Annotated in this window: 24 protein-coding genes; 12 read left to right on the top strand and 12 right to left on the bottom strand. The window is 66.9% G+C overall.

All coding sequences use genetic code 11. The annotated features are described in order from the left end of the window. Window positions 1-37 precede the first annotated feature (37 nt). The 3 genes from AC3WJI_RS08170 to AC3WJI_RS08160 form a co-directional block, all read right to left on the bottom strand. A complete protein-coding gene (locus AC3WJI_RS08170; RefSeq protein WP_492756788.1) occupies window positions 38-469 on the bottom strand; it encodes a MaoC family dehydratase in 432 nt (143 codons plus the stop codon). 231 nt (window positions 470-700) lie between these two features. Continuing rightward, entirely contained in the window at window positions 701-1885 is a 1185-nt protein-coding gene (locus AC3WJI_RS08165; RefSeq protein ID WP_492756764.1) for a mechanosensitive ion channel family protein, read from the bottom strand. An 8-nt stretch (window positions 1886-1893) separates the two neighbouring features. Then, window positions 1894-2907 carry a DNA topoisomerase IB gene (locus AC3WJI_RS08160; protein WP_492756763.1) on the bottom strand — a complete coding sequence of 338 codons (1014 nt, stop codon included), beginning with the start codon at window positions 2905-2907 and terminating at the stop codon, window positions 1894-1896. A gap of 112 nt (window positions 2908-3019) precedes the next feature. On the opposite strand from AC3WJI_RS08160, the gene AC3WJI_RS08155 reads away from it, so the two are divergent. Then, window positions 3020-3574, top strand: a complete 555-nt coding sequence (locus tag AC3WJI_RS08155; RefSeq protein WP_492756762.1) for a type 1 glutamine amidotransferase domain-containing protein — start codon at window positions 3020-3022, stop codon at window positions 3572-3574. On the opposite strand, the gene AC3WJI_RS08150 is transcribed toward AC3WJI_RS08155, so the two are convergent. The 5 genes from AC3WJI_RS08150 to AC3WJI_RS08130 form a co-directional block, all read right to left on the bottom strand. Then, entirely contained in the window at window positions 3534-4619 is a 1086-nt protein-coding gene (locus AC3WJI_RS08150) for an acyltransferase family protein (protein WP_492756761.1), read from the bottom strand. The two genes, AC3WJI_RS08155 and AC3WJI_RS08150, sit on opposite strands and share 41 nt — an antisense overlap. Next, a complete protein-coding gene (locus AC3WJI_RS08145) occupies window positions 4616-5968 on the bottom strand; it encodes a putative O-glycosylation ligase, exosortase A system-associated (RefSeq protein WP_492756760.1) in 1353 nt (450 codons plus the stop codon). The genes AC3WJI_RS08150 and AC3WJI_RS08145 overlap by 4 nt, the downstream gene beginning before the upstream one ends. Continuing rightward, window positions 5961-6113 carry a hypothetical protein gene (locus AC3WJI_RS08140; RefSeq protein WP_492756759.1) on the bottom strand — a complete coding sequence of 51 codons (153 nt, stop codon included), beginning with the start codon at window positions 6111-6113 and terminating at the stop codon, window positions 5961-5963. Before AC3WJI_RS08140 ends, AC3WJI_RS08145 begins: the two co-directional genes overlap by 8 nt. 1028 nt (window positions 6114-7141) lie before the next feature. After that, window positions 7142-7615: an SRPBCC family protein gene (locus AC3WJI_RS08135; RefSeq protein WP_492756758.1), complete on the bottom strand. Its 474-nt coding sequence runs from the start codon at window positions 7613-7615 to the stop codon at window positions 7142-7144. Window positions 7616-7649: 34 nt separating this feature from the next. Then, window positions 7650-8513, bottom strand: coding sequence for an SDR family oxidoreductase (locus AC3WJI_RS08130; RefSeq protein WP_492756757.1), 864 nt, complete (start codon window positions 8511-8513; stop codon window positions 7650-7652). 105 nt (window positions 8514-8618) lie between these two features. Here AC3WJI_RS08130 and AC3WJI_RS08125 point away from each other — a divergent pair, with 105 nt between their 5' ends. From AC3WJI_RS08125 to AC3WJI_RS08115, 3 genes are read left to right on the top strand one after another with little or no spacing between them, the layout of a single operon-like run. After that, entirely contained in the window at window positions 8619-9512 is an 894-nt protein-coding gene (locus AC3WJI_RS08125) for a LysR family transcriptional regulator (RefSeq protein WP_492756756.1), read from the top strand. 49 nt (window positions 9513-9561) lie between these two features. Further along, a complete protein-coding gene (locus tag AC3WJI_RS08120; protein ID WP_492756755.1) occupies window positions 9562-10800 on the top strand; it encodes a TIGR04063 family PEP-CTERM/XrtA system glycosyltransferase in 1239 nt (412 codons plus the stop codon). After that, window positions 10797-11672: a hypothetical protein gene (locus AC3WJI_RS08115; protein ID WP_492756754.1), complete on the top strand. Its 876-nt coding sequence runs from the start codon at window positions 10797-10799 to the stop codon at window positions 11670-11672. The genes AC3WJI_RS08120 and AC3WJI_RS08115 overlap by 4 nt, the downstream gene beginning before the upstream one ends. On the opposite strand, the gene AC3WJI_RS08110 is transcribed toward AC3WJI_RS08115, so the two are convergent. Next, entirely contained in the window at window positions 11673-11987 is a 315-nt protein-coding gene (locus tag AC3WJI_RS08110) for a hypothetical protein (RefSeq protein ID WP_492756753.1), read from the bottom strand. It abuts the gene before it with no gap. Next, window positions 11984-12166, bottom strand: coding sequence for a hypothetical protein (locus AC3WJI_RS08105; protein WP_492756752.1), 183 nt, complete (start codon window positions 12164-12166; stop codon window positions 11984-11986). Before AC3WJI_RS08105 ends, AC3WJI_RS08110 begins: the two co-directional genes overlap by 4 nt. Before the next feature lie 93 nt (window positions 12167-12259). Here AC3WJI_RS08105 and AC3WJI_RS08100 point away from each other — a divergent pair, with 93 nt between their 5' ends. The 3 genes from AC3WJI_RS08100 (at window position 12260) to AC3WJI_RS08090 (ending at window position 14053) form a co-directional block, all read left to right on the top strand. Beyond that, the gene (locus AC3WJI_RS08100; protein ID WP_492756751.1) at window positions 12260-12883 is read left to right on the top strand and encodes a S24 family peptidase; all 624 of its coding nucleotides are present in this window, start codon (window positions 12260-12262) and stop codon (window positions 12881-12883) included. Window positions 12884-12950: 67 nt separating this feature from the next. Further along, complete coding sequence (locus AC3WJI_RS08095; protein ID WP_492756750.1) at window positions 12951-13727, top strand: DUF6973 domain-containing protein; 777 nt, start codon at window positions 12951-12953, stop codon at window positions 13725-13727. Next, a complete protein-coding gene (locus tag AC3WJI_RS08090; RefSeq protein ID WP_492756749.1) occupies window positions 13724-14053 on the top strand; it encodes a hypothetical protein in 330 nt (109 codons plus the stop codon). Before AC3WJI_RS08095 ends, AC3WJI_RS08090 begins: the two co-directional genes overlap by 4 nt. Here the strand turns inward: AC3WJI_RS08090 and AC3WJI_RS08085 are convergent. Further along, on the bottom strand, window positions 14050-14823 hold the full coding sequence (locus tag AC3WJI_RS08085) for a hypothetical protein (RefSeq protein WP_492756748.1): 774 nt from the start codon (window positions 14821-14823) through the stop codon (window positions 14050-14052). The two genes, AC3WJI_RS08090 and AC3WJI_RS08085, sit on opposite strands and share 4 nt — an antisense overlap. Before the next feature lie 6 nt (window positions 14824-14829). Beyond that, window positions 14830-15012 carry a hypothetical protein gene (locus AC3WJI_RS08080; RefSeq protein ID WP_492756747.1) on the bottom strand — a complete coding sequence of 61 codons (183 nt, stop codon included), beginning with the start codon at window positions 15010-15012 and terminating at the stop codon, window positions 14830-14832. Window positions 15013-15289: 277 nt separating this feature from the next. Here AC3WJI_RS08080 and AC3WJI_RS08075 point away from each other — a divergent pair, with 277 nt between their 5' ends. From AC3WJI_RS08075 to AC3WJI_RS08055, 5 genes are all read left to right on the top strand, one after another. Next, on the top strand, window positions 15290-15502 hold the full coding sequence (locus AC3WJI_RS08075; RefSeq protein WP_492756746.1) for a hypothetical protein: 213 nt from the start codon (window positions 15290-15292) through the stop codon (window positions 15500-15502). A 185-nt stretch (window positions 15503-15687) separates the two neighbouring features. Then, on the top strand, window positions 15688-15897 hold the full coding sequence (locus tag AC3WJI_RS08070) for a cold-shock protein (RefSeq protein WP_492756745.1): 210 nt from the start codon (window positions 15688-15690) through the stop codon (window positions 15895-15897). A 66-nt stretch (window positions 15898-15963) separates the two neighbouring features. After that, window positions 15964-16173 (top strand): hypothetical protein, encoded by a 210-nt coding sequence (locus AC3WJI_RS08065; protein WP_492756744.1) that lies wholly within the window; start codon window positions 15964-15966, stop codon window positions 16171-16173. Window positions 16174-16279: 106 nt separating this feature from the next. Continuing rightward, window positions 16280-18052, top strand: coding sequence for an SLC13 family permease (locus AC3WJI_RS08060; protein WP_492756743.1), 1773 nt, complete (start codon window positions 16280-16282; stop codon window positions 18050-18052). Between the two features lie 11 nt (window positions 18053-18063). Next, complete coding sequence (locus tag AC3WJI_RS08055; RefSeq protein ID WP_492756742.1) at window positions 18064-19038, top strand: quinone oxidoreductase family protein; 975 nt, start codon at window positions 18064-18066, stop codon at window positions 19036-19038. Window positions 19039-19082 lie beyond the last annotated feature (44 nt).

Here is a 19082-nt window from a genome sequence, read left to right as displayed (position 1 = left end):
CTTCCTTAGCCCTTACCCCTGGCGGGGCTTGTTGATTTCAAACGTAGAGCAAAGCGATCCACTCGGCGATCAGCGCCGGCTTGTCCTCGCCCTCGATCTCGAGCGTATATTCCTGGACCTGCTCCCAGACACCGGGCTTGCGCTCGACGATTTTCAGCAGCTTGAAGCGGCCGCGCACGCGCTTGCCCGAGCGGACGGGCGTCAGGAAGCGGACTTTGTTGCCGCCATAATTGACGCCCATCTTCGCACCCTCGATCTGCGGTGCGTCGGTCTTCGCGGCGAGCATCGGCATGAGCGAGAGCGACAGGAAGCCATGCGCGATCGTCCCGCCGAACGGGGTCTGCGCAGCGCGCTCGGGGTCGACATGGATGAACTGATGGTCGCCGGTCGCCTCGGCGAACTGGTCGATCATCGCCTGGGTCACTTCGACCCATTCGGACACGCGCTCGGTTCCGACGCGCTCGGCCATCTGCTGAACGGTGATCGATCCGGTCGACACGCGGCTATCCTCCCGGCCACCTTCCGGGTGGCGCAGCCCCCATCTAGGGAACCAAAGGGGACTCTCGCAAGCCTCAGCCGACCGCGAATTTGAAAATGCCGACGGACGTAGCGTCATGCTCTCGCGTAGCGCCAATGCCGATGGCGTAAAGACCGGACCCGATGTTCGAAACCTGCTGCCGGACGTGATTCTTCGGCCGCGTCAGGCTTCGTCGGGACCCTTGTCGACGCGCATGACCGGCTGGACGTCGGGATAGGGCATGATGATCCTCCCGTCCGGCGCCGCGGTGAAGCTGGTCTGTGCCGGATAGGGCAGGTTGATGCCTTCCTGGGCGAAGCGGCGCAGGATCGTCGTCGCGATCTTGTCGCGGACCTTGTGCGCCGTCGTCCAGTCACTGCCTTCAAGCTCGACCATATATTCATAGTCGAGCGTCGAGGCGCCGAAATTGGCGAAGCCGTTGCGCGTCGCCTTGGCGCCGCATTGCTCGGCGATCTCGACCAGGATCTGCGGCAGCCGGTCGAGCGTGTCGGGATCGGTCTCATAGGCGACGCCGAGCATCCAGTTGAACCGGATCAGGCGGCGGTCGCTGAGATTCTGGATCTCCTTGTCGAGCAGCTGCCGGTTGGAGATGATCCGCAGCTCGCCGGTCACCGAGCGCAACCGGGTCGACTTGAGCCCGATCTCCTCGATCGTGCCGTCGGTGCTATCATATTTGATATGCTGACCGACGCGGAAGGGGCGGTCGAAGATGATCGACAGCGCCGCGATGAGGTCGCCGAAGATGCCCTGCGCGGCGAGACCGATCGCGATGCCGCCGATGCCGAGGCCGGCGACGAGGCCGGTAACGTTCACCCCGACGTTGCTGAGCACCATCACCGTCGCGATCGCGAACAGTACAATCGACACGAGCAGGCGGATGATCCCGATCGCGCTCGCCAGTCCTTCGCCATTATAGCTTTCGGACGTGGTGCGGTGCTCGATGGCACCGAAGATCAACTCGCGCACCCAGATCGCGACCTGGAACACGGATGCAATGGTGAACAGGAAGCCGATCGTGGTCGCCACCATTACCGGCGGGTTGGCGTAACCCGACACCAGCCGCAGCGCGACCATGATGATGAAGAAGTTGCCGGTCTTCGATAGCGCCCGGCCGACGACCGAATACCAGTTCGCGACGCCCGAGCCGCGCTGGCAAAGCCGCATCGCCCAGGCGCGCACGGCATGGAGGACCACGATGATCACGGCGGCCACGCCTGCGGCGATGGCGATGTTGAGCCAGTGGGTCTCGATCCATACCAGCGAATCGTGAAACAGCCTGCCGGCCTGCGCCTGCAGGTCCGGACCCGCTGGGATTAGCGGCTTGGTGGGGGCGGTGGTGTTGGTCATGGGGATCGTCAGGCTGCCTTGGCTTGCGGCGCGGCGCCTTCCTCGAGGAAGAGGATCAGGCCGCGTTCGTAACGATTGAGGTAGCGAGTGGCGCGCGGCAGCCGCAAGTGTTCGCGAAACTCGGCCTGTGCGCCCTTGTCCTTGGCGAGATCGATCAGCCGCGGGTGGACATAGGATTTGCGCGCGATCGATGGCGTGTTGCCGAGCGCCTCGGTCACCGGCTCGAGCATGTTCTTGATGCCGAGATAGGATTTCGCCGCAGCCAGAGCGCGGAAGGCGATCACGCTCGCGCCCCAGGTGCGAAAATTCTTGGCGGTGAAGTCGTCGGCCATCGCCTCGCGGAGATAGGCGTTGACGTCGGTCGAGGTGACCGGGTGCGCCTCGCCCGCCTCGTCGATCCAGCGGAACAGGTTCTGGCCGGGCAGATCCTGGCAGCGCTTGACGAAGCTGCTGAGCGTCCGATCGGTGATCGTCATCACGCGCAGCTTGCCTGATTTGGCGCGGAACTGGAGCTTGAGCGTCTGGCCCTTCACCTTGACGTGGCGCTTGCGCAGCGTGGTGGCACCGAAACTCTTATTCTCCTGCGCATAGGCTTCGTTGCCGACGCGAATCGTGCCGAGATCGAGCAGGCGAACCACTGCGGCGACGGCCTTCTGCTTGCACAGGCCGCGCAGCTTGAGATCGGCTTCGACTCGCTCGCGCAACTTGGGCAGCTTGTGTCCGAAGCCGGCGCAGCGATCGTATTTCGCCGCCTCCTGCGCCTCGCGAAAGCCGGTGTGATAGCGGTATTGCTTGCGGCCTTTGTCGTCCCAGCCGACCGCCTGGATATGGCCGTTCGGATCGGGGCAGAACCAGGCATTGGTATAGGCCGGGGGCAGGCCGATCCTGTTCAGCCGGTCGATTTCCTCACGATCGGTGATCCGCGCGCCGTCCGGGTCCCAATAGCCCCAGCCGTGGCGAACCTTGCGCCGCGTTATTCCCGGTTCCTGGTCATCGACATAGACGATGGCGTCGAGCGTCATCGGGCCTCCTCGCTTGTCGCACTGAATGCGCGGCTGGTCGCTTCGTTCCGGAACCTGCGCCGGGGTGCAGAAGTTTGGCCCGCAACCCCCCGAGAAGAATAGGAACTCTGTCATGGCCGACTTGTCCCAGGCGCGCGTGCTGATGCTTGCCACCGATGGCTTCGAGCAATCCGAACTGTTCGAACCGCGCCAGGCGCTGATCGATGCCGGCGCGCAGGTGACGCTGGCGTCGCTCGAGCGCGATCCGATCACTGGCGAGAAAGGTGGCGAGAAGGGCGAGAGCATCACGCCTGACGCGCTGATCACCGACGTCGACAGCGCGGACTATGACGCGCTGGTGCTGCCCGGCGGGGTCGCCAATCCCGACAAGTTGCGGACGGACAAGCGCGCAGTGGAGATCGTTCGCGAGTTCGTCAGCGCCGACAAGCTCGTCGCGGCGATCTGCCACGCGCCGTGGCTGCTGATCGAGGCCGATGTCGTCGACGGCAAGCGCGCGACCAGCTGGCCGTCGGTGCGCACCGACCTCGCCAATGCGGGGGCGAGCGTGCTCGACGAGGCCGTGGTGGTTGACGGCAAGCTGATCACTAGCCGCAAGCCCGACGATATCCCCGCATTCAATCGCGCGATTATCGACTGCCTGGCGAAGGAAGTGCTCGCGGCCGCCTGAGCGACAGGCCGTTGACCCAGTGCTGCGCGGGGCGCTCTACGGCATGGTAGAGCGCCGCCGAACTGGCGAGCACGAGCAGCAGATAGAGGACGATCAACGGCCAGGCGATGGCATGCGGGTCGCCGCGCAGCGCAAGCTTGAACGCGAACCATAAGAGGAAGTGGCCGAGATAAGTCGCGTAGCTGATCTCGCCGAGATAATGGAGCGCGGGGACCTCCAGCGGGTTGCGCGGCCGGCCCGCGGTGAGCGCCAGGGCGAGCAGCAGTGCCGCGAAAGCGGCGGGTATCGCGAGCGTCTCGGGTGCCGGGCCAGCCGTCGCGACGGCAGTCAGGGCGAGCGCTATGCCTGTCGCCGCGAGCGCCGGTACGCGCCACTGGCCGCGCCAGCGCAGCCACAGCGCGGCGACCGCGGTTCCGCAGGCGAATTCGAGCACGCAGCGCAACAGCCCGAGCCGCGGGATCTGCTGGCCGAGGCCAGTGGCGCCGTGGAGCATGAAGACGGTGTGGAGTGCCATCAGCAGCATGCCGATCGCCGCGACGATCGCCGGGGTCGGCACGCGGCGCCAGTCGACCGCGAGGACCAGCAACGGGAAGAGCAGATAGGCGGCCAATTCGCACGAGATCGACCAGGCGGGATCGTTCCAGGTGAGCCCATGGGTGAAGCCCCAATTCTGCAGCAAGGCGAAATGGAGCGGGAGCTCGGCAAGCGGGAATTGCGGCGCCTCGCGTCCCGTCACGCGCAACAGCAGCGCCAGGCCGAGCGCGAAGCCGAGCATGGCCAGGTGCAGCGGCCAGATGCGCGCGACACGGCGCTGCAGGAACTTCGCGGCCGCCGCGGTGCCGCCGTCGCGCAGGCGCTCGGACCAGCTCAGCCAGATCACGAAGCCCGAGAGCAGGAAGAAGAAGTCGACCGCCAGATATCCCTTGGCGAGCACTGCCTCGGCCGCGTGCGGCAGGCCGGCGATCGATAGACGGATGTGAAACAGCACCACCAGCCACGCCGCGATGCCGCGAACCGAGGTCAGCGCCCGCAACTCGGAGTTCACGCCAGCGCCGCCCGCGATTTGCGCAGCGGCCGCCAGGCGCTTTCGGCGCGCTTGCGGCCGCAATAGGTGTCGAGTCCGATCTGCGCGCCGATCAGCATGTAGACGAAGGGCTGGAAGGCGATCGCGATGAAGGTCGCGCCGAGCAGATAGATGAAATGCGCGCTCTGCAGCGCCGAGGCGAGCGGTGCGATCCATTCCTGGCCGGGCTCGGGCTTGCGATAGCGGCGGCGGAGCACTTCCATGCGGAACAGGCCGGAGACGTTGATCAGCAACCAGATCGCCAGCCCGGGATAGCCCTGCTCGCCGAGCATCTCGAAATAGGCGCTGTGATAGGCGCGTGCCCTGTCGACTTCGAGGCTGCGGTCGACCTTGGCCGAGCCTCCGCCCTCCTGCTCGACGGCGACCTTTTCGTAGCGGATCTGGTTCTGGCGATACGCCTCGAAGCCGCCGCCCAGCGGATGCGTCGTCGCATAGTCCATCGTCCACTGCCACACGGCGAGGCGCGTCGAGGCGGAGGAATCGGCCTGATAGGTCTTGATCGTCTCCATCCGCCCGGTGAACGAGGCGGGGAGGAAGGGCACGACGACGAGGCCGAGGCAGCCGAGCGCGCCGAGATAGACGAACTTGCGCCGGGCATCGCGGATCATCAGCAGCGCAAGCAGCCCGATGCAGAGCAGGCCGGTGCGCGTCGAGGTGCCGACCGGGATCAGCAGGCAGGCGAAGATCAGCGCATAGCTGAAGCACTTCACTTTCCAATCGGGTGCGAAGATCGTGCCGTGGCGGGTGAACCACAGGATCAGCGGGACGATCGCGACCGCGACGGTCGAGATCGTCGAGCCTTCATAGAGCCCCGAATTATTGGCGACCATCAAGTTGAGCTCGCCATAGCCGCCACCCGAGCCGAGCGTCTTGATCCCGCCGACGATGATGATCGACGACGCCGAGAGGATCATGAACAGCAGCAGCGATTCGATCCGCAGCCGGGTGCGCAGGGTCAGCGGCAGGAAGGCGGCGAAGGCCAGCGTCTTCCACACCCACTCCCATTTGCCCTGCGCCTCGAGCGGGAAATCGGCGTGGAGCGTGGTGTAGAGGCAATAGCCGAGCAGCAGCACGATCAGGAACTGGCGCGGGGCCACGCGGACGTCGCGCTTGTCGTCGAACGCGAGCCAGCCGGCGACGGCGAGCGCCACCGCCATCATCGAGATCGGCACCGAATTGAGCAGGAGGTAGGTCAGCCGCTGCGGCGAGACGATGTCGATATAGGCGTAAGCGAGCACGAACAGGAACGGCCGGCGAAAGCCCGTGCCGAGCAACAGGAACAGGAAGGCGACGAAGGCGAGATCACGCACCGGGCTTGCCCCAGCGGCGCTTCTTCGGATTGGTGGGCGGATCGTTCGGGCCGGGCTCGTGATCGAGGTCGGGGCGGCGCAGCAGCATGAACGCCGCGAGCAGCATCAGCCCATGCGAGAGCCCGAGCGATAGATTGTCGATCATGTTAGCCCGCGGCGCTCCTTGTCGAAGCGATGTAGCGGGGTTCGGTTGATGGGGCGTAAACTAGGGTGCGTTCCAGGGATCGGTTTGTCCGCGAACGCCTCAATAAAGTGGCGAATTATGCTGGAAGCAGGCCTCGCATGTTGCGATACCGTCCCTGCCGAGCGGAAGATGGAGATGCGAGCAATGTCGAGATCAGCGATCAACCGCTTGTTAAAATCAGACAGAAGCCAGGATTAAACAATCGCCTGCGCGAAAGACGCGGCAGCCGAGAACCACGATAATCGTCGATACTATGAAGAAGAGCGCGCTAGAGTGCTGGAGAGGGCGTTGCAGTTGCCTCTTCCGAACGCGGCATTCACAATCGTTCATTACAATGGCCATCACAGGCGTATGGGGCCTGAACCATATTGTGAGCCCATCGACTTGACTGTGCTATCCGCAGCCAATCGGCCGGAAGAAATCGAGCTGTGGACCGCTAGAGCAATCAAGCTGCGAGAGGACGCGTATACGGTGGGCGACACCTTGCTGCGGAAAGACAGCAACTACGAAGAGACGCGAGTGGCGTTCGAATCTGCAAACCCCTGATTTCGGAAGGAAACCTATGGCGAGGCTGTGAACTATGGCTGTTTTCAAGCCAGACAATGCTTGAAGTTGCCGGGCCGATCTCCACCCAATAGCGGACGTTCAGTTCCTCGCGCCCAACGCGATTGTCAAAGGGTTCACAAGCGAGCGGCGCGCCGGCGGCGGTGATCCGAAGTTGTCAAAGTTGCGGGCTGTGCGCGGTGCGAGACGAGTGACGAGCAGTCGGCACTCAACGCCTAGCGCGCCGCCGGCCGGGCGGGCATCATATCCGACAAAGTCAAAGAGCGGGAGGTGTGACAAGGCGCCGATTAGAGAGCAGCCGAAACCCAACATTGCAAGCGCCCGGCGGGCACAGTCGGAAATGCGAGCTCCCGTCCATGCTCTTGCTTTCGCAGGAGCACAGACAGGCGCCAGGGGCTCTGGCTGCTTTGCCGCTCCGCATTCGATCAGAGCTTGCCTTCCGCCAGTAGCTCGCGAGTGCGCTTCAGGGTCGACAGTAGTGCGCTCTTATAGCCCTGTTCGCTGTCGAACTGTGCCTGCTCCGCCTGCTCCTCGGGGCCGTTGGGCTCCTTGCCGCGAAGGCCCAGATAGCAATAGAAGCGCAGGTGCAGCGCGCCGGTCGCATCCTCGTAGAGCTCGTTGATGATGGCGCCCTCGCGCGGGCCGGCGGCCTGGAAGAACGTCACCTTGGACTGCGCTTCCAGCGTGATGATCTCGCGCAGGTCGGCGCCGCCGATCGTCGCCTCGCGGACGAAATGCGTCGGGCTCTCTTCGGTGACGTCGCAGCGGGTGCACAGGCCCGGCGGGAGGAACAGGCGCGCGTCGCGTGCCTTGCGCTCCAGCCCGGCCCAGGCCTGGGCGCGCGTCAGCGGGGTTTCGCCTTCCGGATTCACCGGCACGGTTGCGGTCGAATAGATCATGATTGTCTCCTCTGAGGTCAGCAAGTTCGAGAAATCAGGCGGCGATCTCGGCGGCGAAGGCGCGATAGGAGCGCAGTGGGCGGCCGAGCAGTGTGGTGAGACGTTCGACCGCGCCGGCTTCGGGGACCATGCCGTCGCTCTGGAAGCGCTCGGCCATCAGCCGCATGTCGAATGCCATCCAGTCGGGCGAGAATTGCCGCATATTCTGTTCGAACGCGGCGGTGTCGTCGCCGGGATAGACGATCTGCCGGCCGAGGACTTCGCTCCAGGTCGCAGCAATGTCGGTGCCGGTCAGCGTGTCGGGGCCGACGAGGGTGATCCGGTCTATAGGGAGCGGCGCATCGGCCTGCTCGCGGCGGAGAAGCTCGATCGCCGCGATCTCGCCGATGTCGCGCGCGTCGATCATCGCTAGTCCCTTGCCGCCGACCGGCATAGGATAGACGCCGTAGCCGGTCACCACGTCCAGGATCGAGAGATCGTTCTGCATGAAATAGGCGGGGCGCAGGATGGTGGCGCCCATGCCCGACTGCTCGATCATGCGCTCAACCGCATACTTCACCGCGAAGTGCGGCACGTTGACGTAGAGGTCGCTGTGGATGACCGAGAGATAGACGATCCGGTCGATCCCGGCCTCGCGCGCCAGGTTGAGCGTGATCAGCGCCTGGGTGAATTCGTCGGCCGTCACTGCGTTGAGCAGGAACAGGGTCGAAACGCCGGACATCGCGGTGCGCACTGCGTCGACGTCGAACAGATCGCCCTGGACCAAGTTGACGCTGGCCGGGAGATTCGCCTTCGCGGGGTCACGGACGAGTGCGCGTACATCGGCGCCGCGAGTGACGAGCTGGTCGACGACTTGGCGGCCGATGCGGCCGGTCGCGCCGGTGATGAGGATGGTCATTGGGATCACTCCTTGGTTGAAGCCGTTTGGCAGCTCCGAAATTAGCGATCCACATTCGAACCAATAGACGCTAAATCTGGACGCATCGTCTCACAGGTGGAACGTATGGATTTGCTCGCCCTCGCCGATTTCAACCTCGTCGCGCGGCACGGCGGCTTCGGCCGCGCCGCGCGTGCCTCGGGGCGGCCCAAGGCGACCTTGTCGCGCAGGGTGGCCGAGCTCGAGGCGAGCCTGGCGCTCCGCCTGTTCGAGCGCGGCGCGCGCTTGCTCAAGCTGACCGAGGAGGGGCGAGCGCTCTACCAGCGGACAGGGGCGTTGCTCACCGAGCTCGACGAGACGGCGGCGGCGATTGCCTCGGGCGGCAGCACGCCGCGCGGGCGGTTGCGGATCAGCGCGCCCTTGCTGTTCTCGCAGGTTGCGATGGGCAAGCTCGCCGCCGGCTTCGCGACGCGCTTTCCCGAGGTCAGGCTCGACGTGACGACCGAGGACCGACCGGTCGACATGATCGAGGAGGGGTACGACCTCGTGATCCGGGTCAACCCAGACCCCGACGAGAATCTCGTCGGCCGCGCCTTTCTGCGCGATCGACTCGTCGTCGTGGCGAGTCCGGCGCTCGTCAGACCGGCGGACGGCGCCGCGGTCGCGGCGGTCGTGCGCGGCGCCGCCGACCGGGCGGCGGATTGGAAGATCCGTACCGCGAACGGAACGGCGAGCTTCGCAGTCGAGCCGATCCTCGGCCTGTCGTCGATGATCATGGTCCGCGATGCGGTTCTGGCGGGGGTCGGCGCGGCGCGGCTGCCGGTGTCGCTGGTCGGCCACGATCTGACGGCGGGCAGGCTCGCGCATTGGGGGGATGTCGACGCGCCCGAGATTGCCCTGTGGACGCTCTATCCGTCGCGCCGCCTGCTCAGCGCGCGCGTGTCGGCGTTCCTCGATTTCCTCAAATCGGCCTTCCCCACCGGAGCGCCCGAGGAACTGGCTGCGTTCATCGCAGGCTGAGCCGTCTCGGTTGACGGCATGTTAAGCGCCCGCGTGCCAGAGCGCGTGCATGCGGATCCTCCACATCCTCGATCACGGGCTGCCGCTGCACAGCGGCTACACTTTCCGGACCCGCGCTATCCTCAAGGCGCAGATGGCGCGGGGCTGGCAAGTCGCGGCGGTGACCGGGTGCCGGCACGGTGCGTTCGATGCCGACGAGGAGACGATCGACGACATCTCTTTCCATCGCACCCCTCGTGTCAGTGCTGGGCTACCGGTGATCGGCGAGCTGCGCGAGATCGCGGCGTTGGCGCGGAGGATCGAGGCGGTGGCACGCCAGTGGCGGCCCGATGTGCTGCACGCGCATTCGCCGGTGCTCGACGCGATGGCGGCGCAGCGCGTCGCCGACAAGCTCGGCCTGCCCTTGGTCTACGAGATCCGGGCGTTCTGGGAGGACGCCGCGGTCGGCAACGGCACCGGGCGCGAGGGCAGCCTGAAATATCGTGCCACGCGTGCGCTCGAGACCCGCGCGGTGCGCAAGGCGGATGCGGTCGCGGTGATTTGCGACGGACTCAAGAACGATCTCGTCGCGCGCGGGATCGATCCCGACAAGATCTTCGTCTCGCCGAACGGCGTCGATCTCGGGCTGTTCGGCGAGCCGTTGCCCCATGACGCTGCGCTGGCGGCCGAACTCGGGATCGACGGTGCCGAGACGATCGGCTTCATTGGCAGCTTCTACGATTATGAGGGCCTCGACGTGCTGATCGCGGCGATGCCCGCGTTGGTCGCGGCGCGGCCGGGCATGCATCTGGTCCTGGTCGGTGGCGGCCCGATGGAAGCGGCGCTCCGCGCGCAGGCCGAGGCCTCGCCGGTCGCGCACCGGATCCGCTTCGTCGGTCGCGTGCCGCACGAGGACGTCGAGCGCTATTACAGCGTGATCGACGTGCTGGTCTATCCGCGCAAGCACATGCGGCTGACCGATCTGGTGACGCCGCTCAAGCCGCTCGAGGCGATGGCACAGCAGCGCCTCGTCGCCGCGTCGGACGTCGGCGGGCACCGCGAGCTGATCCGCGATGGCGATACCGGCACCTTGTTCGCGCCCGACGATCCGGCGGCGCTCGCCGCGTCGGTGGCGCAGCTGTTCGACGCGCGCGACCAATGGGACGCGCGGCGTGCGCGGGGACGCGCATTCGTCGAGGAGGAGCGCAATTGGGCGGTCAACGTCGCGCGCTATCAATCTGTTTACCAGAATCTGACAGGGTCGCTTCTTATGAAGGACTCGCGGTCGCACGCCTCGGTGAACGCATGAACCTGCCGGTTGCCCCCATCGTCGCGGGCGGGCTCGGCGGCGCGGTCGCCTTGTGCGCGCTGCTGGTGCCGACGCCGCTGCTCGAGAGCCTGGTGATGGCGAGCGGGCTGCCTGCGGTGCTTCCGGCTGCCGAGCCGCCGCTGGGCTTTACCGCGCATGCTGCGCTGGCCGTGGTATTGGGCGGCGCCGCCGGGCTGCTCGGCTGGTTCGGGCTCGCCACCCTGCTGGGCGAACGCACCGTGTCGCTCGGCGAAGGCACGGCCTCCGCTGCGGGGACCGTCGTCACGCCAATCATCCGTCGCGCCGACGCGCACCCGGACGCCCCGCCGCGTCCGCCCTTGCTCGCAACGCGCGATCTCGGCAGGCCGTTCGGCGAGCCGCGGCCGCGCGTCGCGCCGATGCCTGAGCCCGAACCCGTCATAGTCGAAGCGCTCGCGCCGATCGAACCGATCGAGCAGCCTTTGCCAAAGGATTTGGATCAGCCGCTCTCGGCCTTCGATCCCGCCGCAGTGCCCGAAGTGCCGATCCCCGCGCCGGTGGTGCCGCACTCGCAGCGCCGCGCTGAGCGGCCGCCGGTCTTCGAGGAGACCGAGCGCTTCGAGACTTTCGAGCTCACGCCGCCGGTCCGGCCGATGCCGTCGCTCGTCGTCGACGATCCGGAACCCGAACCGGCTCCGCGCGAAGAGGCGATCACGCGTCCTGAAACCGATGCCACCGTCCACGCTTTGCTCGAACGGCTCGAACGCGGCATGGTGCGCAAGGCGAGCACGCCGGTCTCGCCCGTGCCTGCGCCCCGCGTCGAACGCCGCGCCCGGCCGCGCGGGATCGAGGACACGCTGGTCACGCTGCGCAACCTCGCTCAGCGGGGCTGATCAACGCTCCTCGACGGTCAGCGCTTCGACGGCGACCGTCACGGTCGGCCCGTCGCGGGTCATGCGCGTGACATTGATATCTGCCACCAGATAGCCGCGCAGCGCAAACTCGGCGTCGCATAAGCCGACAAGCCAGGCGTCGAGCATCGCGCTCGGTCCCGCAGTCAGCGTCAACATGTGCCGCGCGCCGGTGAAGGTGGCGCTCGCCCAGCGTGTCCAGTCGCTCGCGGCAACGGCGATCGGGCAACCTGCCGCCGCAGCTGCTGCGACAAGTGCGCGCTCGAGTTGCGTCGCCGCATCGGGACCGCGGCTCATGACTGCGCCTCCTGCGCGGCGAGGAACGCCTCGAGCCGCGCGGCGGTAGGCGGGCGCAGCTCGCGGCCGTTGCGCAAGTCGAAGACCAGCCGCGGATCGTTGACCGCGAGTCGGCCGAATTTGGTGGCGGGCATCTCCGTCCGCCGCAGGAACTTCTCGATCTTGCGATGCACCGACATGGCCCTTCTCCTACGCGAGTCGCTGAACTATGATCTTGTTTTGTTCTTGTTTTCCTACTTGTCTAGGAAAAATCCTATGGCTATGGAGCAATTATGGAACCGGCTGCGCAACGAGCCGCGCTGGAAGCGCTGATGGCGGAGCAGGGCGCGAGCTTTGCCGAGCTGTCGCGCGTGATCGGGCGCAACCCGGCCTATCTCCAGCAATATGTTCGCCGCGGGTCGCCGCGCGAGCTGGCGGAGCGCGACCGCGCATTGCTGGCGCGCTTCTTCGGGGTGCCCGAGGAGCGGCTGGGCGGCCGCGCGGCCGAAGGCCTGACCGAGATCGCGCGGCTCGACGTGCGCGCCTCGGCCGGGCCGGGCCGGCTGGCCGAGGATGAGGCGGCGCGGCGGCCAGGCGCACTGTCGCAGGCGCTGCTGCGCGAGCTCGGCGTGCGGCCCGCGGCGGCATCAATGATCCGCGTCGAGGGCGAGTCGATGGAGCCGACCCTGTCCGACGGCGATGAGATCCTCGTCGACCGCGATCGCCGCGAGGTGCGTGGCAAGAGCGGGATCTTCGTGATCCGGCTTGACGGCGTGCTGATGGTCAAGCGACTGCACGCGGCGGTCGGCGGCATGGAAGTGATCAGCGACAATCCCGCTTGGCCGACGCAGCTGGTGCGCGGCAACGAGATCGAAGTGATCGGTCGCGTGGCCTGGCTGGGGCGGGCTTTGGTCTAGTCGAAGCGGTTATAGTGCTTGGCGGAGACTTGCTCGATATTGGATCGCATCTTGTAGGAGAGTTGAAATGCTCGCGATCGATGGCGGCGGTTCGGTAAATGCCAGCTATGCCCGCGGACCTGCACCGGCCGGCGGCAGTCCCGACCCCAAGCAGGTCGAGCGCGACTATCAGGTACCCGACGACAAGGTGATCGACTGGAGCCCGAGCCTGTTCGGCGCGATTCCCTTGGGCGGGCTCGGCGGCACGCGGACGATCACTCAGACCGAGGGCAAGCTGCTCGACAACCTCACCCGTGATCGCGGGCTGCTCGGGCTCAACACGTTCAAGAACATCGCCGACCAGGCCTTTTCGGTGTCCGAGAAGCGCGTGCCGCCGCCGAGTTCGATTCCGGTCGAGGCGCAGCGCCAGATCGCCGCGCTGCCGCCCGAGGAACAGGCGCTGGCCGCGCGCGCTTATCCAAAGAATGACGGGCATACCGACGCCTTTCGCCACGCGTATTGGAACGCCCGGCTGACGGCCGAGTTCGGCGAGAACTGGACGAAGCAGTTCACCACGGCGCATGAAGGGCTGCCGGGCAATGGCGCAGTGCGGGAGGCGATGGACTTGTACAACAACGAAGTCGGGCGCCGGATCGCGGTGGAGAATCCCAACGCCTCGCCCGAGGAACTGGCCGATCTCGTCCAGAAGGCGCTCGACAATGGCGAGCTGATGGTGGTCGACCGCAGTGGGCATCTCGCCGCCAGCGACGATGTCGCGCGCGGGCAGCACGGCATGGCGGACCCGACGCCCGCCAACGGCGTGATCGCCACGCCCAAGGGCGATGCGAGCGCCAACGGTTCGTGAGGATGCTGCTCGGATTGGCGCTCGCGCTGGCCGGGTGCGGAGGGGGACAGATGAGCTTCGACAAGGCAGGCTGGGCGGCGGAGCGCGGCAATTATGACGGCGAGAGCCGGCGTGGCGGCATGGTGGCGCAGCTCGACGATGCTGGTATCACAGTCGGCGCGGCGCGCGAGAGCGTCCGCGCCTTGCTCGGCGAGCCCGATTCCACCGGGCCGGGGGCGGATATCTATTTCCTCGGGCGCAGCGCGACCGGGCCGAGCTTCGAGACCTATCGGATCGAATATGATGCCGCGGGCAAGGTGCGCGCGGCGCGGGTCCAGCGCAGCTAGCGCTCGGCCCCAGGAACACGCGTCCAGCCGCGCCAGGTCGGTCCGGCGCGGAAAGCGACATAGATGCCCGAGCCGGCCAGCGCGGCCATCAGCCCGACAACCAGGCTGTCAAATGCCATCAACGGCCAGATCAGCGCTTCGGGCTTGCCGAGCGCCAGCCGGTGGTCGAGCAGGTGGATCGCCTGGCTCGGCAGCATCGCCGCGAAGAATAATAGGAGCATCAAGGCTGCGGTCGGCAGATGCGTGGTGAGCCCCTGGCGCAGCGAGACCGAGCGGTCCTCGACCAGTTCGGCGACCACCCACACGGTCAGGCCTGACTGGAGCACGTTGCTGACTACCAGCACCGCCGCGCCAGGTATCGGCGGGAGCTGGGCGCCGAGCCAGGCCAGCGCCGCGCCGGCACCGAGCATCAGCGCAATGGCGAAGGCGGTGCGCAGCAGCACGCCCGGCGGGATCAGCAAGGCGCGCCGAACCGACTCGCCGAGCGCCCAGAAGCGCGCAGTGAACAGCATCGTCAGCGCGAAGCCGGCGAGCTTGGCATAGCCGAAGCCCCAGCGCAGCGGGCTGTCGGCCAGCGCATGCGCCGCCTCGCGGCTCTCGAACATGCCGATGCGGATCTCGACGACGTGCTGGAGGAATTCGGGGAGCACCGCGATCGCGACGATCAAGGGCGCCACGCGGAACATCGTGCCGCCGCGGCGATAGGTCTCGTAGATGCAGCGCGCAGTGCCGCGGATCGCGCTCCAGATCGCTCGGAAGATCCGGTGCATGCGCTGCTAGCGGACCCTGGAGCGGTCGATCAGCCACACTGCGAGCAGCAGCGCCAGCCCGACGCCGAGCCCCACGACGAAGCCGATCGACGCCTGGCCGCGGCCCGCGCCGATCACCGTGCCGATGACGAGGCTCATCGCAAGCAGGAAGCCGCCGGCCATCGGGGTACGGGAAGGAGTTTGCGCCATGCCCTCGGCTTTAGCGGGTCGCGCGGCGCTGCGCCACTGCCGCCAATCTCCACCCGGACCGATACTTCCCACCCCGGCGAAGGCCGGGGCCCAGTATCGATGAACCCGGCGGCATCCCGTCATCGCAAATCCGCGGCAACTGGGCCCCGGCCTTCGCCGGGGTGAGGCAAAGCTCGGCATATGGTTAGCGGCGCTTCACCTTGCTGAGCCGCGAAAGCTTTAGATTTCCGTGGGTAAGGCGGCGCGTCGGCCCAGTGGCCGCCCCGCCGGAGTATCCATGGAACATCTGCCCTATCTTGCCGATACGCGCGAAGTCGCCGACGCCGCCGAACTGATCAAGGCGTTCGGCGAGGATGCAGGCTCCGAGGCGGCGGCGCGCGCCGATCGCAGCCGCGACCTGGGCAACCACATCCACTTCTGCCGCTGGCGCCAGATCGAGCGGCTGGTGCTGCTGCTGTCGATTCCCCGCGCCGTGGGCACCGTCCACTGAGTCGCTGGCGGCGCCCCCGCCGGGCGCCGACCTTGTATTCTGCCGCGTAGAGCGCCATCTTGGCCGCGCTACAGTCGCATTTGAACGGTCTTTGGGCGCTTTGCGGCTCCTTTCTTCCTTCTCCTAGCCTCCGCAGCAAGAGGCCCGCCCGACCGGGGCGTGCCGATGACAGAAGGAATACCTCCATGAGCCAGCAAGGCACCGTCAAGTTCTTCAACACCGACAAGGGCTATGGCTTCATCGCCAGCGACAATGGCGGCCCGGACGCATTCGTCCACATCAGCGCGGTCGAGCGCGCCGGCCTCCAGACGCTCAACCAGAACCAGCGCGTCACCTACGACCTCGAACCCGACAAGAAGGGCAAGATGGCGGCGGTCAACCTCCAGGCCCAATAAGGTTCAAAGCGGCGCCTGCATCCTGCGGGCGCCGCTTTGTCCGATTTTGCCCATTCGGAGAGACCCATGACTGATCTAGCAGGTACGTATCGCGGCTATGCCGACCGGGCGCAGGCCGAGGCGGATGCCGCGACGCTCGAAAATGTCCGCAAGCGCAATCAGCGCGCCGCCGACGCCTGGTCGCAAATGGCCGAGCGCCAGGAGCGCACCGATCGCGGCCGGGCCGTCCGCGAGAACGCCGCTGTCGCCGCACGCGCCGAGGCGCAGGCGAACTAACCGCGAGAATGCATAGCGGCCGGTGCGGATCCCGCGCCGGCTTGCCGCGGGAGCTTATGGCGCGCCCGCGGGTTGAGGCTGTCCCTCCTGGATGTCGGCCAACTCGATGACTTTGCCCCAGATTTTGTCGGTCGCGGTACTCGCCGGCATGATGGTCCTCTTCATCTGGGGCCGCTTTCGCTACGATCTCGTCGCCGTCATGGCGCTGCTGGCAGCGCTGGCAGTGGGCATCGTCGATCCCAAGCATGCGTTCAGCGGCTTTTCGGACGACATCGTCATCATCGTCGGCTCGGCGCTGGTGCTCTCGGGCGCGGTCCAGCGCTCGGGGGTGATCGAAGGCGCGATGCTCGTGCTCCAGCGCCGGGTGCGGCGCATCCGCTCGCAATTGCTGCTGCTCTCCACCAGCGTCGGCTTCGCCTCGGCATTGGTCAAGAATATCGGCGCGCTGGCGATGATGATGCCGGTCGCGTTCCAGATGGCCAAGCGCTCGAACACTTCGCCGGCAGTGTTTCTGATGCCGATGTCGTTCGCCTCACTTCTCGGCGGCCTGATCACCCTCATCGGCACTTCGCCCAACATCATCGTCAGCCGCGTGCGCGAGGAGATGACCGGCGAACCCTTCAGGATGTTCGACTATGCGCCGGTCGGTCTGGGGCTGACCCTGATCGGGCTGCTCTTCCTGCGCTTCGCCTATCGGCTGCTCCCGCGCGACCGCCGCGCCGCGCCCACTCTGGGCGAGGCGATGGACATCCAGGATTATGTCACCGAGGCCGAGATCCCCGCCGGCTCGCCCGCGATCGACGAGACCGTCGCCGAGTTCCGCGCGCGGCACGATCATGAGGTCACCGTCACGGCGATCGTGCGCGGCGGCATTCGCAGCACCCCGTTCCCCGACAGCACCCTGAAGCCGGAGGATCTGCTGATCCTCGCCGGCGCCCCTGATGCGCTCGAGCGCGTCATCGCCGCCGACGGGCTCGAGCTCGAAGGCCAGCATCGCGGCAAGCCCGAGGGATCGGGCCGCGAGATCGGCGTGCTCGAAGCAGTGATCGGCACCGACAGTCCGCTGATCGGGCGCACCGCCGGGCGCGTCGGGCTGCACGAACGCTTCGGAGTCAATCTCATCGCAGTGTCGCGCCAGGGCGAGCGGCTGGCGACCCGGCTCGGCGATATCGAGCTGCGCGCCGGCGACGTCATCGTGCTGCAGGGGCCGCTCGAACTGCTGTTCGAGCAATTGGGCGCGCTAGGCTGTCTGCCGCTCGCCGAGCGTACCTTGCGGCTGGGCAGCGTCCGCAAGGGGCTGCTGCCGCTCGCCATCCTGGGCGTCGCGATGCTGGCGACCGCGACCGGCTATGTCCCTGTCGCCGTGGCGTTCTTCGCGGCGGCGGGACTGACGATCCTCAGCGGCGCGCTGCCGGTGCGCGAGGCATACGACCATATCGAATGGCCGATCCTGATCATGCTCGGCGCATTGATCCCGGTGAGCGACACGCTGCGCACCACCGGCACCACCGAATTGATCGGCGACTGGCTGTCGCATTTCGCCGCGACCCTGCCCCCCTGGGGTGCGGTGGCGCTGATCCTCGCCGCGGCGATGGCAGTGACGCCGTTCCTCAACAACGCCGCGACGGTGCTGGTGATGGCGCCGATCGCGGCGACCTTTGCGAGCGGGCTCGGCTATCGCCCCGAGGCGTTCCTGATGGCGACCGCGGTAGGCGCCGGCTGCGATTTCCTCACGCCGATCGGCCACCAGTGCAACACGCTGGTGATGGGGCCGGGCGGGTACCGCTTCGGCGACTATGCTCGGCTCGGCGCACCCTTGTCGCTGCTGGTGCTAGTCGTAGGTACTCCGCTCATCCTATGGGTGTGGCCGGTGCATTGAGCGGAGGCGGTATGGCACGCGTGGCGAGGATCGAGCGGACCGGCGGTCCCGAAGTAATCGACTGGATCGATGTCGACCTGCCGCCGCCCGGTCCGGGCGAAGTGCGGATGCGTAACGTCGCGGTGGGGCTCAATTTCATCGACACTTATCACCGTTCGGGGCTCTATCCGGTGCCGCTGCCCAGCGGACTCGGCCAGGAAGCCTCGGGCACGATCGAGGCGGTGGGCGAGGGCGTCAGCGACTTCGCGCCGGGCGACCGCGTGGCAACCTTCGGCCCGCCGATCGGCGCCTATGCGACCGAGCGCAATCTGCCCGCGTCCAGCCTGTTCAAGCTTCCCGATGCGGTCGATCACGAGACCGCCGCCGCGGTGCTGCTCAAGGGGCTCACCGTGGAGTTCATGGTCGAGCGCGCCGCGAAGGTCGAGCCCGGCTGGACCGTGCTGCTCCACGCTGCTGCCGGGGGCGTCGGGCAGATCCTCGTCCAGTGGCTCAAGGCGATCGGCGCGCAGGTGATCGGGACGGTGGGCAGGGAAGCGAAGGCCGAGGCCGCACGGGCGGCGGGAGCCGATCATGTCCTGCTTTCGCGCTCGGAAGACATCGCCGCGCGCGTCCGCGAGATCACGGGCGGGGAGGGCGTGCCGGTCGTGTTCGACGGAGTCGGCGCGGCGACCTGGACGGCGTCGCTCGCGGCGGCCCGGCGGCGCGGGCTGATCGTCAGCTATGGAAATGCCAGCGGACCGGTCGAGGGCGTCGCACTGGGGGCGCTCAATGCGCACGGCTCCTTGTTCGTCACGCGCCCGAAGCTGTTCGATTATTACGTCACCCCCGAAGAGCGTGCGGCCGGAGCGCAACGCTTGTTCGATATGCTCGGCACGGGATCGGTGCGTCCGGAGATCGGCCAGAGGTTTGCGCTGGAGGATGCCGCCGAGGCGCACCGGCTGCTGGAGGCAGGCGAGACGACGGGCTCGACGCTTCTGCATCCTTAAGGCTGATCCATGACAGGTAAATCGGCAGACCCAGACGCCGGTCA

The organism is Sphingomonas sp. FW306-1B-B10E (assembly GCF_058782005.1).
Note: the sequence above shows the minus strand (reverse complement) of the source record. Positions and strands in the feature narration are given on the sequence as shown.

Excerpts from the sequence above, each read along its gene's own strand:
- AC3WJI_RS08170 (WP_492756788.1), bottom strand. The coding sequence starts at position 469 with ATGGCCGAGCGCGTCGGAACCGAGCGCGTGTCCGAATGGGTCGAAGTG.
- AC3WJI_RS08165 (WP_492756764.1), bottom strand. The coding sequence starts at position 1,885 with ATGACCAACACCACCGCCCCCACCAAGCCGCTAATCCCAGCGGGTCCG.
- AC3WJI_RS08160 (WP_492756763.1), bottom strand. The coding sequence starts at position 2,907 with ATGACGCTCGACGCCATCGTCTATGTCGATGACCAGGAACCGGGAATA.
- AC3WJI_RS08155 (WP_492756762.1), top strand. The coding sequence starts at position 3,020 with ATGGCCGACTTGTCCCAGGCGCGCGTGCTGATGCTTGCCACCGATGGC.
- AC3WJI_RS08140 (WP_492756759.1), bottom strand. The coding sequence starts at position 6,113 with ATGATCGACAATCTATCGCTCGGGCTCTCGCATGGGCTGATGCTGCTC.
- AC3WJI_RS08135 (WP_492756758.1), bottom strand. The coding sequence starts at position 7,615 with ATGATCTATTCGACCGCAACCGTGCCGGTGAATCCGGAAGGCGAAACC.
- AC3WJI_RS08130 (WP_492756757.1), bottom strand. The coding sequence starts at position 8,513 with ATGACCATCCTCATCACCGGCGCGACCGGCCGCATCGGCCGCCAAGTC.
- AC3WJI_RS08125 (WP_492756756.1), top strand. The coding sequence starts at position 8,619 with ATGGATTTGCTCGCCCTCGCCGATTTCAACCTCGTCGCGCGGCACGGC.
- AC3WJI_RS08120 (WP_492756755.1), top strand. The coding sequence starts at position 9,562 with ATGCGGATCCTCCACATCCTCGATCACGGGCTGCCGCTGCACAGCGGC.
- AC3WJI_RS08115 (WP_492756754.1), top strand. The coding sequence starts at position 10,797 with ATGAACCTGCCGGTTGCCCCCATCGTCGCGGGCGGGCTCGGCGGCGCG.
- AC3WJI_RS08110 (WP_492756753.1), bottom strand. The coding sequence starts at position 11,987 with ATGAGCCGCGGTCCCGATGCGGCGACGCAACTCGAGCGCGCACTTGTC.
- AC3WJI_RS08105 (WP_492756752.1), bottom strand. The coding sequence starts at position 12,166 with ATGTCGGTGCATCGCAAGATCGAGAAGTTCCTGCGGCGGACGGAGATG.
- AC3WJI_RS08100 (WP_492756751.1), top strand. The coding sequence starts at position 12,260 with ATGGAACCGGCTGCGCAACGAGCCGCGCTGGAAGCGCTGATGGCGGAG.
- AC3WJI_RS08095 (WP_492756750.1), top strand. The coding sequence starts at position 12,951 with ATGCTCGCGATCGATGGCGGCGGTTCGGTAAATGCCAGCTATGCCCGC.
- AC3WJI_RS08085 (WP_492756748.1), bottom strand. The coding sequence starts at position 14,823 with ATGCACCGGATCTTCCGAGCGATCTGGAGCGCGATCCGCGGCACTGCG.
- AC3WJI_RS08080 (WP_492756747.1), bottom strand. The coding sequence starts at position 15,012 with ATGGCGCAAACTCCTTCCCGTACCCCGATGGCCGGCGGCTTCCTGCTT.
- AC3WJI_RS08075 (WP_492756746.1), top strand. The coding sequence starts at position 15,290 with ATGGAACATCTGCCCTATCTTGCCGATACGCGCGAAGTCGCCGACGCC.
- AC3WJI_RS08070 (WP_492756745.1), top strand. The coding sequence starts at position 15,688 with ATGAGCCAGCAAGGCACCGTCAAGTTCTTCAACACCGACAAGGGCTAT.
- AC3WJI_RS08065 (WP_492756744.1), top strand. The coding sequence starts at position 15,964 with ATGACTGATCTAGCAGGTACGTATCGCGGCTATGCCGACCGGGCGCAG.
- AC3WJI_RS08060 (WP_492756743.1), top strand. The coding sequence starts at position 16,280 with ATGACTTTGCCCCAGATTTTGTCGGTCGCGGTACTCGCCGGCATGATG.
- AC3WJI_RS08055 (WP_492756742.1), top strand. The coding sequence starts at position 18,064 with ATGGCACGCGTGGCGAGGATCGAGCGGACCGGCGGTCCCGAAGTAATC.